The 12,255-nt window shown below is 72.7% G+C and carries 10 protein-coding genes and 2 pseudogenes; 8 read left to right on the forward strand and 4 right to left on the reverse strand.

Annotated elements, in window-relative coordinates; genetic code table 11:
- Positions 1–206 precede the first annotated feature (206 nt).
- Both ACMATS_RS02415 and ACMATS_RS02420 read left to right on the forward strand, forming a co-directional pair.
- On the forward strand, positions 207–1,787 hold the full coding sequence (locus ACMATS_RS02415; RefSeq protein WP_414166685.1) for a serine/threonine-protein kinase: 1,581 nt from the start codon (positions 207–209) through the stop codon (positions 1,785–1,787).
- Positions 1,784–3,358, forward strand: a complete 1,575-nt coding sequence (locus ACMATS_RS02420) for a serine/threonine-protein kinase (protein ID WP_414166686.1) — start codon at positions 1,784–1,786, stop codon at positions 3,356–3,358. Before ACMATS_RS02415 ends, ACMATS_RS02420 begins: the two co-directional genes overlap by 4 nt.
- A gap of 10 nt (positions 3,359–3,368) precedes the next feature.
- On the opposite strand, the gene ACMATS_RS02425 is transcribed toward ACMATS_RS02420, so the two are convergent.
- The gene (locus ACMATS_RS02425) at positions 3,369–4,907 is read right to left on the reverse strand and encodes a carboxylesterase/lipase family protein (protein ID WP_414166687.1); all 1,539 of its coding nucleotides are present in this window, start codon (positions 4,905–4,907) and stop codon (positions 3,369–3,371) included.
- A 231-nt stretch (positions 4,908–5,138) separates the two neighbouring features.
- Between ACMATS_RS02425 and ACMATS_RS02430 the strand changes: the two genes are divergently transcribed.
- Together ACMATS_RS02430 and ACMATS_RS02435 are read left to right on the forward strand one after the other, a co-directional pair.
- Entirely contained in the window at positions 5,139–5,657 is a 519-nt protein-coding gene (locus ACMATS_RS02430) for a DUF3995 domain-containing protein (protein WP_414166688.1), read from the forward strand.
- Between the two features lie 104 nt (positions 5,658–5,761).
- Complete coding sequence (locus tag ACMATS_RS02435; RefSeq protein ID WP_414166689.1) at positions 5,762–6,652, forward strand: DMT family transporter; 891 nt, start codon at positions 5,762–5,764, stop codon at positions 6,650–6,652.
- Between the two features lie 35 nt (positions 6,653–6,687).
- Here ACMATS_RS02435 and ACMATS_RS02440 read toward each other — a convergent pair whose 3' ends face one another.
- Entirely contained in the window at positions 6,688–7,182 is a 495-nt protein-coding gene (locus tag ACMATS_RS02440; RefSeq protein ID WP_414166690.1) for a ricin-type beta-trefoil lectin domain protein, read from the reverse strand.
- Positions 7,183–7,551: 369 nt separating this feature from the next.
- Here ACMATS_RS02440 and ACMATS_RS02445 point away from each other — a divergent pair.
- Positions 7,552–7,956 (forward strand): annotated as a pseudogene (locus ACMATS_RS02445) (DUF6545 domain-containing protein); the annotation flags it as partial.
- A gap of 77 nt (positions 7,957–8,033) precedes the next feature.
- On the opposite strand, the gene ACMATS_RS02450 reads toward ACMATS_RS02445, so the two are convergent.
- Together ACMATS_RS02450 and ACMATS_RS02455 are read right to left on the reverse strand one after the other, a co-directional pair.
- Complete coding sequence (locus ACMATS_RS02450; RefSeq protein ID WP_414166691.1) at positions 8,034–9,314, reverse strand: xylan 1,4-beta-xylosidase; 1,281 nt, start codon at positions 9,312–9,314, stop codon at positions 8,034–8,036.
- Positions 9,315–9,396: 82 nt separating this feature from the next.
- Positions 9,397–9,639 (reverse strand): annotated as a pseudogene (locus ACMATS_RS02455) (alpha/beta fold hydrolase); the annotation flags it as partial.
- Between the two features lie 222 nt (positions 9,640–9,861).
- Here ACMATS_RS02455 and ACMATS_RS02460 point away from each other — a divergent pair.
- From ACMATS_RS02460 to ACMATS_RS02470, 3 genes are all read left to right on the forward strand, one after another.
- Complete coding sequence (locus tag ACMATS_RS02460; RefSeq protein ID WP_414166692.1) at positions 9,862–10,071, forward strand: hypothetical protein; 210 nt, start codon at positions 9,862–9,864, stop codon at positions 10,069–10,071.
- Entirely contained in the window at positions 10,058–11,449 is a 1,392-nt protein-coding gene (locus ACMATS_RS02465; RefSeq protein WP_391152079.1) for an amidase, read from the forward strand. Before ACMATS_RS02460 ends, ACMATS_RS02465 begins: the two co-directional genes overlap by 14 nt.
- Before the next feature lie 472 nt (positions 11,450–11,921).
- The gene (locus ACMATS_RS02470) at positions 11,922–12,140 is read left to right on the forward strand and encodes a hypothetical protein (RefSeq protein WP_336411433.1); all 219 of its coding nucleotides are present in this window, start codon (positions 11,922–11,924) and stop codon (positions 12,138–12,140) included.
- Positions 12,141–12,255 lie beyond the last annotated feature (115 nt).

Consider the following 12,255-nt stretch of genomic DNA (forward strand, 5'->3'; position numbering starts at 1 on the left):
CGGACACCCTTGCGGCCCACCATGACCGCGGCCGACGCCAGCAGCACACCGACGACGGCCTGTTCCGCCTTCATCCACACCGGGAAGCCGTCGTGCGGCCGTAGAGCTCGTTATCCATGCGGATAACGTTATCCGAACGGATAACAAATGTCACTGAGTAAGATCCAGCAAGCCTCAGGGGAGGCCAGGGGGAGGAACGATTCGACATGCAGATACTCGGAGCGGACGGCCCGACGCACGTGGGGCCGTTCCGGACGGTCGGGGTGCTCGGCCAGGGCGGCATGGGACAGGTGCTGCTCGGGGTGGCACCGGACGGGCGGCTCGTGGCCGTCAAACGGATCCATGCCGACCTGGCGGAGGATCCCGGGTTCCGCTCACGGTTCCGGCGGGAGGTGGACGCCTCGCGGCGGGTGTCCGGCGCCTACACCGCGCCGGTCGTCGACGCCGACCCGGACGCGCCGACACCGTGGCTCGCCTCGCTGTTCCTGCCGGGTCCCTCGCTGAGCGAGGCTCTGGACGCGGGCGGGGCGCTGCCCGAGGAGGCGGTGCGGCTGCTCGGGGCCGGACTTGCGCAGGCCCTGGACGACATCCACCGGGCGGGGCTCGTGCACCGGGACCTCAAACCGTCGAACGTGCTGCTGACCGAGGACGGCGTACGGGTCGTCGACTTCGGGATCGCCCGCGCGGCCGACCACGAGACGAAGCTGACCCACACCGGCGCGCTGATCGGATCGCCCGCGTTCATGTCGCCCGAGCAGGTCCGGGGCGAGCAACCGGGCCCGGCGGGCGACGTGTTCTCCCTCGGCGTCACGCTCGTGACGGCCGCAACGGGCCGGACCCCGTTCGCCGGGGACTCGCCGTTCGCGCTCATGCACGCCGTCGCCCACGACCTCCCCGATCTGGACTCCGTGCCGCCCCCGCTGCGCCGCATCGTCGAGCCGTGCCTGGCCAAGGACCCGGCCGCGCGGCCGACGCCCGCGCAACTCCTCCAGCTGATCGGCCCGTTGCCCCCCTCCGCACACCCCTGGCCGGAGACCGTGTACGGGCGGATCGCGGAACGCCGGGCCTGGGCGGACCGGCTCGCGGCCACGCCCGCCCCCGTGCCCCCGCCGCCCACCGCGCCCCCGGCAGCGATTCCCCCGCCGCCGCGCCGCCGCCCCCGGTGGCGGACCCCCGCGACCGTGGCGGGCGTGGTGCTCGCGATGGCGGCCGGCGCGGTCCTGGCGATCGGCCCGGAGAACGTCTATTACGCGGCCTTCCCCGCCCCCGTGCCGGCCCCCGGCTCGACCCCGCTCGCGCAGGTACAGGACAAGTACATCAAGTCGGTCCCGACCTGCAATCAGGTCGGGACCAGCATGAAGGCCCCGCCCGCCTTCGGCAGGGCCTGGGGCAATTTCCCCGACAAGGTGTTCCAGTACCGCGACAGCGAAGGGCACACCCATCCGCAGAGCGCCTGTGTCTGGGACAGCCGCTCCGGCGACCGGATCGACATCACCTGGGACCTCTACCGCTCCCGCCCGGGCGGGCCCACCGGTGCCGAGCAGGCGAAGGAGCACTACGAGGGCCTCTTCATGCAGGGCCACACCCCGCGCGATTCCGGGCTCGGGTTCGTGGAGGAAGGCATGTGGCTGAAGGATTCCGACGAGAACAACTGCGTGCTGTACGCCCGGGACGTCAACCTGGAGCTGTTCATCGCGATCAAGGGCGTCCACTACCCGAAGGGCAGCTGCGAGGACCTCGCGAAGGACATGGCCCGCCAGAGCGTGGCGGCGGTGAAGTCCCTGTGAGCGCACCGCACTCCGTACCCGGTACACCCGAGAAGGCCGGGCCGTACCTCCTCCTCACCGAGCTCGGCCGGGGCGGCATGGGCCGCGTCCTGCTCGGGCTCGCACCGGACGGCCGGCCGGCGGCGGTGAAGCTGGTGCACGCGCGGCACGCGGCCGACGCCGGCTTCCGCTCCCGCTTCCGGCGGGAGGTCGAAGCCTCGCGGAAGGTGTCCGGCGCGTACACGGCGGCCGTCCTCGACGCCGACGCGGACGCCGAACAGCCCTGGCTCGCCTCGGTGTTCGTGGCCGGACCCTCGCTGGGTGCGGCCGTGGAGCGCGCGGGCGTACTGCCGGAAGGGGCCCTGCACCGCCTGGCGGTGGGCCTGGCGACGGCCCTGGGCGAGATCCACCGGGCCGGTCTCGTCCACCGCGACCTCAAGCCCGAGAACGTCCTGCTCGCGGAGGACGGCGCCCGGGTCATCGACTTCGGCATCGCACGGGCGGCGGAGACCGGGGACGCCACCGAACTCACGGGCACCGGCTGGGTGATCGGCTCGCCCCCGTTCATGTCGCCCGAGCAGGCCGAGAGCCGCGAACTGACCGGGGCGAGCGACGTGTTCTCCCTCGGCGCGGTGCTCGTCCTGGCGGCGACCGGCCGCAGCCCCTTCGCCGGCCCGTCCGCCCTCCAGACGCTCTACAACGTCATCCACACCGAACCCGACCTGAGCGGTGTGCCCCGTTCCCTGCACGGGACCGTCGCCCGCTGCCTGGCCAAGAACCCGGCCGACCGGCCCACGCCGGCCGAACTGCTCGCCCTCCTGGGCCCGGTGGCCCCGGCGTCCCGGCCCTGGCCGCCCGCCGTGCACCGGATGGTCGACGAGCAGCGGGCCCGGGTCGAGGGCCTGCTCGACGGCGACCCCGAACGGACGGCGCTCGTGCGGGGCGGCGGCCCCGCCGCCCCGCGGACGGCCGTGCTCACCACCTACGACACCCCCGCCCCCGCCCGGCCGCCGCGCCGCCGGCGCCCCGTGGCCTGGGTGACGGCGGGTGCGGTGCTCGCGGCGGGACTCGGCACGGGCGCCTACCTGCTGCTGCGCGACGACGGTGGCAGCAGCACACCGGACAAGTACGTGACGATGCCGGTGTGTTCGGAGGCCGTGCCCAAGCTTCCGCTGCGGGAGGAGCGGAGGAAGGACAAGGACATCACCCGCGAAGACGGCACGTCCGGGAATACGGAGTGCTCCTGGTACGACAGGGACCAGCCCCAGCCGGACGGCTGGAACTACTCCCCCAGCGCCGACGTCTCGTGGAAGGTGTTCCGCTCGGACCCTGGCAAGAACGGCACGGAGAGCCAGCGGAAGGACTTCACCGACGGCGCGAGGTTCGGCAAGCGCGATACCGGCCTCGGATTCGGCGACGATGCCTACTGGTCGGACTCCGCGGCCGAACGGAAGAGCTGCCAGCTCAACGTCCGCGACGGCAACCTCGCGATACGGGTCTACCTCGACGGCGCCAAACACCCCGCATGCCAGACGGAGGCCCGGGACATCGCGCGGGCCGCGCTGGCAGCCATGCCGCCGAGAGCGGACTGAGTCGGGCCGCCTACCCGCCGATCAGTGGCAGCACCGGGAAGGGGTGGTCCTGCCAGAGCAGGCGGGAGGCCTCCTCCGGGTAGGCGGTGACGGCCGATGACGCGTCGAAGACCTGGGTGAGGCGCCGTTCGGCGTCGTACGCGGGCCAGCCGGGGTCGCCGTGGACGGCGAACGAGGTCCACGCGGTACGCATCTGCGCGGACAACTCCTCCGCGGCAGCAGACGGGCTCTCACCGAGCAGCATGGCGGGCAGGCCGCTGCTCAGGTTGCCGAACACGAGAGGGATGTCGAGGCCGTGACAGGCGCCGAAGGCACCCCCCATCCCCGGGGCCGGCCAGGCCAGTTCGTACAGATGGACCCGGCCGCCGCCGGCGGCCTGCGCCTCGGCGAGGTGGAGGCTCGGCATGCGGAACAGCCAGTCCGAACCGACCAGTTCGAACAGCTCGCCCGGTCCTGCGGCCGGGTATCCGTCGCGGTACCGGCGCGCGCCGTCCGGGCCGGGGGCGAAGACATCCAGAGTGGTCGCCGCCTGCTCCTCCGTCACCTTGCCCAGCATGCCCTCGACCACGGTGAACAGCCGCTGCTCGTCACGGGTGTGCCCGACGAGGACGTCGACGCCCCGGCCGGCGCCGTCCGCCAGGGCCTGCCAGGGCGTGGCGGGCAGCACGTCACCGTCGACGACGGGCGAGAACAGGACCGACTTGTGCGCAGGCTGCCCCCAGCGCTCCGCGAACGAGGCCGCCTTGGCGGCGACCGCATCACCGGCTGCGGGCAGCCGGTCCGGAGCCACGGTCGACAGATCGGCCACCGTGGGGTGCAGCCCCAGCTCGGCGGCACAGACACCGGCGATGTCGGCGGCGAGCTCCGGCGAGAAGAACGTCCCGCACACACTCTGCGCGGCCGCCCGGTGGAAGAGACCGGCCGCGCGCGGCATGGCCAGCAGCGCGGCGACCGACCCCGCACCGGCGGACTGGCCGAAGACCGTGACCCGGTCCGGGTCGCCGCCGAAGGCCCGGATGTTGTCGCGCACCCACTCCAGCGCGGCGACCTGGTCGAGCAGTCCCCGGTTGGCGGGCGCACCGTCGAGCTGCGCGAAGCCCTCGATGCCCACACGGTAGTTGAGCGTCACCACGACGAGACCGCCCTCCCGCGCGAGGCGGGCCCCGTCGTACTCGGGAAGGCTGGACATGCCGATGATGTAGGCGCCGCCGTAGATCCACACCAGCACCGGAAGCCCCGCTCCCGCGTGTGGCTCGGGCGACCAGACGTTGACCGTCAGCCAGTCGTCACCCGCCGCGTCCCGCGACAGCGCGTCCATGCCGAAGGCCCCGGCCTGCGGAGGCGGCGGGCCGTACGACACGGCCGTGCGCACACCGTCCCAGCCCCTGACCGGCTGCGGTGCGGCGAACCGGAGCGCACCCACCGGCGGCTCGGCGAACGGGATGCCGCGGAAGACCGCCACGCCCTCTTCCGTACCGCCGCGCACCGTCCCTGCTGCTGTGCGGACTTCGGGCTCGGAGCCGGCCGGCTCGGATGCGGCAGTCGTCATCTCGGTCCCTTCGCAGGCGGGGAGAACATCATCCCGCCGAGGACATCACGAAGGCCAGCCATTTACGGGGCAGTTACGGGGCAGCAGGGCATGCCCGGCGCTCGGCACAGCCGCTTCGGCCACCAGCGCCGAGGTCCGCCTCCGGGGCGAGTACCGCTCCCCCGGACAGGGGACCGGAACGGACCGGCCGGACGATTCGCACGGCATGCCCGACCGGCGAACGTGGACCGCATGGACACCGAAACCCGCACCACCGCCGACTCCCGTGAAGCCGGCCTTCGCCGCTCGATCTTCCGGGCGGCCGCCTATGCGGCGGCCGTCTGGGCCACCGCCTTCTCCCTGGTCCACGTGTACTGGCTCCTCGGCGGCCGGATCGGACTGCCGGCCGGCCTCTCCGTGCTCGGCAACACCCCGCTCCTCGTCATCGACATCCTTGCCGTCCCCCTTTCCGCCGTGGCCGCTGCCCTGGCCCTGGCACTCGTCCGGCCCTGGGGCACACGGTTCCCGGCAAGACTGCTCACCGTCGCCGTCCGGGGCACTGCCGCACTGCTGCTCCTCCACGCCGCATCGTCCGTCCCGGAGTGGGTGGCCTTGGCCGTGGGTGCCCGTACGGCCTCCGGTCTCGACGCGATGGACCGGTTCTCGACCTTCGTGTACGAGCCGTTCTTCATGGCCGGCGGGCTGCTCTTCGCCCTCGCCTCCCTCGGCCGCCGAGCGACGGCGTCGGCCCGGGCGGGCGCGGCCGGGTGACCGTGCAGGCCGCCCCGGTGGTGCGCCGCGCGGGCCCGGTGGCGGCTCTGTCATCGTGGCGGTCATCGTGGCGCCGTCGACCGCCTGTGACCGGAGGGAACCCCGTGGCCGCCGTGCTCACCGTGCTGTTCGCCGTCCTGGCCGCGGTGAGCAACGCCGCGGCCGTGGTGCTCCAGCGGACGGCCGCCCGTACCGCGCCCCGGTCGGACGCCTTCAGCCTGCGGCTGATGCGCCATCTGCTGCACCGTCCCGTGTGGCTGGGCGGGATCGCCGCCGTGATCTGCGCGGCCGTCTTCCAGGCCCTCGCGCTCTCGCTGGGCTCGCTCTCCCTGGTGCAGCCGATCGTCGTCAGCGAGCTCCCCTTCGCCCTGCTGATCGCCGGCCCCGTGCTGCGCCGCCGGCTGCCCGGGTACGGCTGGGCCGCCATCGCGGCGGTCGCCGGGGGCCTCGGGCTGGGACTGGCCGCCGCCGCGCCCAGTGGCGAGCACGTGCACGTGGCCGCCGCGCGGTGGCTGGCGGCCGTGGTGGCCGCGCTCGCCGCGATGGCGGTGTGTGTCGTCGCCGCTCTTCCGCGCCCCCGGGGCAAGGCCCGCGCCGCCTTGTTCGCCACCTCCGCCGCCGTTGGGTACGCGCTGACCGCCGCCCTGATGAAGGACGCCGCGGTCGCCTTCGCCCGGCAGGGCGCCGCTGCCTTCTTCACCACCTGGCAGGCCTACGGCTTCGTGGTGATGGGCGCCGTCTCCCTCTTCCTGCTCTCGAACGCCATGGAATCGGGGCCGCTGCTCGCCTCGCAGCCCGCGCTCACCCTGGGCGATGCGCTCGTCAGCGTCACCCTGGGGCTCGTGGTGTACGAGGAGCACGTGCGCACCGGGTGGTGGCTGGTCCCGGAGGCCGTCGGGGTGCTCATGATCACTGCCGGGGTGCTGGTACTCCCCCGGGTGGAGTCGCAGGCCCTGCCGGACCCGCCGGGCGCGGCGGGGCCGCGCCCGGGGTGACCGGCGGACCCGGGCCGCCGTTCACGTACGGTGCGTCAAGGGGTCAGTGTCCACTTCTGGTTGGGCAGGCCGTTGCAGTCCCAGATGCCCAACTGGTTGCCGTTGTCGGTGTTGAAGCCCAGGTCGTCGAGGCACTTGCCGGTGAGGACGTTCTTCAGCGATCCGTCGGCCTGCGGGATCCACTGCTCGCCCTGGCTGGAGGGGATGCAGTCGTAGATCTCGACCTTGGTGCCGTTCTCGCTGCGTCCCCAGACGACGTTCAGGCACATGCCGAGGGCGCGGACCGTGTGGTCGGTGCCGAGGGTCCACCACTGCGCACCGGTGCCGTTGCAGTCGTAAATCTGCACCGGAGTGGCGACATTGGTGCTGCCGTGCTGGATGTCGGCGCACTTGCCGCCGTAGCCGACGAGCCGGCCCTGCTGTCCCGTCACCCCGATCACCACCGGGCGGATCGTCCTGGTCGCCCAGGACCGGGGGCGGTTGCACAGGGCGGACGACGTGCCGTCGCCGGTGACGACATTGCCCGTCACCCAGTAGTCGACGGGCTGGTTGCCGATGAGTTGAAGTGCCCTCCTCCCTTCGCGAGCTCAGGAAGGAGACTCCGCCCACATGGACGGCCGGCTCTTCGTCGACGACGGGCACCGCCCGGTCCTGGCCGCCTACGACGCGGTGCTCGTGCTCTATCCCGCCTGGCAGTTGACGGCGCTGTGCAGGACGGTCGCGCGACGGGCCCGCCGGGCGGATGCGGGCGCGCACCGCACCGGGCTGCGCCTGCTCACCGCCGCCGCGGCCGCGGGGCTGGTCTGGACGGCCTGGGGACTCGACGACGTCCGGCTCGCCCTGCTCGCCGGCCGGCACACGGACGGCGACGACGCGGTCTCCATGGCGCTGGGCCTGCTGTGCACGGCCCTCGTGACCGCCGGAGGCAGTGCGGCCGCGCCTGGCCCGCGCTGCGCCACTGGTGGTGGTGCCGCCGCACCTACCGGGCGCTGGGCCTCTTGTGGTTGGCGCTGCACGGGGCCTTCCCCGAGACGGCTCTCCCGGGGAATCGCCGTCTCCTCTTCCCCCGCCGGCTCCGCTTCGCCCTCTACCGCCGGGTCATCGAGATCCACGACGGGCTGCTCCTGCTGCGCCCCCGCCTCCGGCCGACGGCCCCGGAGGACGACGCGGCGCACGCCGCGGCCGCACAGATCGCCGCGGCACTGCGAACCCCCGCTCCGGCGACGGGTCTCCCGCCCGGCTCGCTTCCCCTGGACACCGCCCCCGGCACCGATGCCGCCGCATCCCGACTCGCCGACGTCTCCCTGGCGTTCGCCCGGCTGGGCAGCGTGCCCGGGTGGGAAGCGGCCGACGGGCGACAAGCCGTTCAGAGGAAGGGGCGCTATGCCCGGTCCAACCACCGCACCTCGTACGGCGAGAGGGCCAGCACCCGCCCGTCGACCCGGGCCGCGACCGGCCGGCGCTCGGTGTTGACGACGAGCACGGCCGCCTCGTCGGCGAGGACCTCGATCCTGGCGCCGAATGCCGCGGTGGCAGGGACCGGCCGGAACGCGGTGCCAGGGGGGAATTCCCGGGCGAACCGGGCCAGCAGCCGCGCCATGGGCAACCCGCCGCCTCCGTCGTGCAGTTGAGTGCTCCGCCACAGGCAACCGGGGCAGTCGCCCCCGGCCTGCTGCGGATTCCAGTAGAAGGCGGCCGCCGCACCGCCCACCGCCAGCTTCATCAGCGCGGTGGCATGCACGGCGGTGCGGTGCCGCTCGCTCCAGCCGTCCCGGCCGCCCGGCCCGTCGTCCTCGGCGGGCGGCTCGACGTACCATTCGGCCCACCACACCGGGAGCCCGGTGACGCTCCTCAGCCAGCGGGTGACATCGGCGAACTTCCCGGTGGCGGCGAACTCGTCGGGGATCGCCCGGTGGCCCTCACGGGTGTAGCTCGCTCCGTCGACGACGACGAAGTCCGCACCCGCCTTGTGCGCGTTCCAGTAGTGGACGACGTCGACGGTGCGCCGGTCGAGCCCGCCCCAGGGGCCGCGCACCTCGGGTGAGCCGTCCTCGTCGCCGGGCGGATCGTGGTCGACGACCACGTAGGGACCGCCGACCAGGTTCTCCGGGTTCTGCCGCTTCAGCTCCGCGTACACGAGGTTGTACAGATCGGTGTACCCCTCGTGATTCCAGCGGCGCTTGCGTTCGTCGTAGAAGCCCTTCAGTTCGTTCCACACGAGGAAGTGCCGGATGTCCGGATACCGGCGGGCGACCACCCCCGCCAGCCGCGCGAAGTCCGCGTAGTGCCCGGGGTCGGGCGCGGCCTCCAGCCGCGACCAGTCGGTACGCCCCTTCCGCCCGCCCTTCATCCAGTCGGGGGCACCGCACAGGGTCAGGACGGGTGTCGCGCCGGTGGCCCGCATCAGCGCGACGCGCTCGTCGAGGGCCTGGAAGTCGTACCGCCCGGGCGCCGGTTCGGGGTTTTCGGCGCCCCAGCCCATGATGTGCTGGTTCTGCGGCAGGGGCTGCGCGGAGAGCAGGGCACCGGCCCTTTCGGTGGCGTCCGGTGTGCCGTGGTCCGCGCTGTACCGGGTGTGCGTGAAGCCCCAGCCCGGCTGGAGCGCCGCCGCGCGACGGCCCGCGCCCGGCCGGTCCCCGACGTCCCCGTCATGTCGTCGCACGACATCCGAGGATATCCGGGACCGCGCGCATCCGGTCCAGGAACGACCGGACTTCCGCGGCGCACACGTCCGGCGCGTCCGCGTAGGCCGCGGCGTCGGCTACGTAGGCGTCGGGCGTGAAGTCGCCGCCGTTGTCCGAGAATCCGTGCCCTCGCTGGTCGAGCGCGACGACACGGCAGCGCCCGGCGAGCGCGGCGGCCAGCGGGGCGAAGATCCGCCCGCGCCCGAAGTGGCCGTGCAGGGCCAGCAGTACGGGTCCGGGGCCGCCGAAGTCCAGGTAGGCGAAGCGGCGGTTGCGGAGCCGGATGAAGGAGTCCACGGGCATCGGTGACCTCCCTCGTGCTGTCCTGCCGAACGTCGAGCAGTTGGTTGAAGGCTGTCGACGGGTCCCCTGAGAACAGCTAAAAGCTAAGGGTTTGCGTTTCGGAGTGACGCCGACCTAGAATACTTAACGCAAAGAATTCGCCTTAAGGCTCCATGCCGCGCACGGCCTTTGACGCCTTCGGACACTCCGCCGCTCCACCCCCGACCGAGAAAGAGAAGGTCCATGACCGCCGTCGAACTCACACCGCCGGAGGCCGCCCGCTGGGCCGCCCGCTCCGGGCTCGTACTGCCCGCCGAACGTCACGCCGCGGTCGCCGCCGTCGCCGACCACATCCACGGCGTCGTCGCGGTCCTGCGCGAGCTGGACTTCGCGGACGTCCCGCCCGCCGCTGCCTACCGCGCCGGACAGGAGCCGCACGGTGCAACCGTATGAGCTGTCCCTCGCCGCCGCCGCGGACGCGATCCGTGCCCGGCGGCTCTCCCCCGTCGAACTGGTCGACTCCGTCCTCGACCGCATCGAGAAAGTGGAACCGCACCTCGGCGCCTACGTCACGGTCACCGCGGAGCAGGCACGCCGGGCGGCGGGCGAGGCCGAACACGAAGCGGCGCACGGCCGTTACCGGGGGCCGCTGCACGGCATCCCGATGGGGCTCAAGGACCTGATCGACGTCGCCGGGATGGCCACCACGGCCAGCTCCCGGGTGCGCGCCGGCCATCGCGCGACGGCGGACAGCACGGTCACCGCGCGGCTGAGCGCGGCCGGCGCGGTCCTGCTCGGCAAGACCCACACCCACGAGTTCGCGTTCGGCCTGACCACTCCGCAGACCCGCAACGCCTGGGACCCCGGCCGGGTCGCCGGTGGTTCGAGCGGCGGCTCCGCGGTCGCCGTCGCATCGGGCACCGCGACCTTCGCCCTGGGCACCGACACCGGCGGGTCGATCCGGGTGCCCGCTGCGCTCAACGGGGTCGTCGGCCTCAAACCGACCTACGGTCTCGTCCCCCGCCACGGCGTCACCTCCCTGTCCTGGTCACTGGACCACGTCGGCCCGATCACCCGCACCGTCGAGGACGCCGCCCTGGTCCTGACCGCACTGGCCGGACACGATCCGCGCGACCCCGCCTCGCTGTCCGTGCCCGCCACGGACTACCGGCCCGGTGCCGGCACGGACCTGACGGGGCTGCGCATCGGCCTGCCGCGCACCTACTACTTCGACAACGTCGATCCGCGCATGGAGAGCGCCGTCCGGCAGGCCATCGGGCAGCTGGAAGTCCTGGGCGCACGGCTCGTCGAGGTCGACATCCCGATGACCCGCTACGTCCAGGCCACCCAGTGGGGCCTGATGGTGCCGGAGGCCGGGGCCTACCACGAGAGCAGCCTGCGCACGGTCCCCGAGCTGTACCAGGACGACGTCCGCATCCTCCTGGAGGCAAGCGAGTTGATGAGCGCCGGGGACTACGTACGTGCGCAACGCGCCCGCACGCTCATGCGCGCCGAGTGGGCCCGGCTGCTGGATCAGGTCGACGTGATCGCCGCCCCGAGCGTGCCGATGCCCGCAGTCGGCGCCGACGAGGAGACGGTCAGCTGGCCCGACGGCACGGTCGAGGGCGTCTCCGACGCCTACGTGCGCCTCTCCTCCCCCGCCAACATCACCGGGCTGCCCGCCCTGACCGTTCCGGTCGGTCACGATTCTGTCGGCATGCCGATCGGCATGCAGCTGCTCGGCCGTCCCCTCGGCGAGCCCACGCTCCTGCGGGTCGGCCACGCCTACGAGCAGACGCAGCCGGCCCGGGAACTCGCCACGGTGGCCTGAGCGTGGCGCACGGGCGCGCCCTGGCCGACCGGGGGCCACCACGGCTTGTCACACGACCCCCACCGTGCGTCGCTTCAAAAAATCTTTACAACTGCGACGCCTGATCGCACCCCCCTCCCCACCACCCCGCGGAATGCCGGTTATGCCCGGCACGCTTGATGGCGCTGTGTCCAACTATGTTCCGGGAGCGGGACAGAGGGCGCGAATCTGTTACTCGATCTTGTGAAGAAGTCGCACCGATACGGCAAAGGAATCGGAAAGTCACCTGTTCGGACGGCGCGCTCCCGCGCCCGCATTCAGCAACGCGGTTGGCCGCGCAGCCCGTTCGCGTGCTTATATCTGCGGCACCGCGGCGACCCTTTGAACGGCGGTCGATTTCGGCCGGGTTGTCGTGGGAGGCGGTGGGACGGATTTCCCGTTGCCCATCGTCTTTTTGAGAAAGAGTCAGACGAACGAAGGGTGCGCACACACCATGCGTAACGACATCGAGACCCGCGAGATCGACGACGCCGAGCTGGACGCCATTGCCGGTGGCGTCGCGATCTCCGGTGGTCTTCTCGGCGCCGTGACCGGCGACGTTCACAACGTGGTCAACACCGTGACCTCGCTGAACACGGTGGGCGCCGCCAAGGCCCTGCCCGGTGAGGTCGAGGGCATCGTCGGCCTGAACGTCGGCGTCGCCGGCCTCTGAGCGTGAACTCCGCCACCGGACAGCAGGGTCCGGGGAGTTCCACGGCCTGACGGTCGCGTCCGCGCTGCCGTGATGCATCGCAGGAAACCCATGAGCCCCGGAACTACTCCCCTGT

The organism is Streptoverticillium reticulum (assembly GCF_047456005.1).
Classification (GTDB): Bacteria; Actinomycetota; Actinomycetes; order Streptomycetales; family Streptomycetaceae; genus Streptomyces; species Streptomyces reticulum.